Genomic DNA, 421 nt, shown 5'->3' with positions numbered 1-421 from the left:
CAGCTTCTTGCCGAGTTCTTCGTCCGCCCCGTCAGGATCGATGACTTCGAGCACCCGATTGGCCAAACGCTTGAGGTCGTCGATGTTGTGTTCGCCAGCCAACCGGATCAAATGCGCTTCAGCATCAGCGCGGGGTTCGTCATCAACCCAGTCCGGTAGACGGTCGATGGCTTTCATGATGACCCGGGCTTTGTCTGTGGACAGGCCGCCGGTGGCCCATGCTGTACGGGTGGCCTCAGTGTGCTCGGTCGTGACACGTGCCATCGACACCAGTTTCGCGGCTTCGCCCTTGTGCATCCCGGTCTGATTGGCCAACCACACCGTGGTGGAGGTGGCACCATCATCGCCAGGTAGTCCCATGCCTTCGGCGCTTCCGGCGATCCGTGACATCAAAGCGTCCAAGCTGGTGCGGGTCTTTTGT

At 60.6% G+C, this 421-nt stretch carries 1 protein-coding gene; it reads right to left on the bottom strand.

Annotation, left to right across the window (positions count from 1 at the left end):
* Nucleotides 1-402, bottom strand: a 402-nt coding sequence (locus tag ACXJKC_RS21765; RefSeq protein ID WP_456698851.1) for a DUF222 domain-containing protein, incomplete at its 3' end; no start/stop codon positions are given.
* Between the last annotated feature and the right edge of the window lie 19 nt (nt 403-421).

The sequence above is a fragment of the Aeromicrobium sp. P5_D10 genome, assembly GCF_054049535.1.
This window is presented reverse-complemented; position numbering and strand designations above follow the sequence as displayed.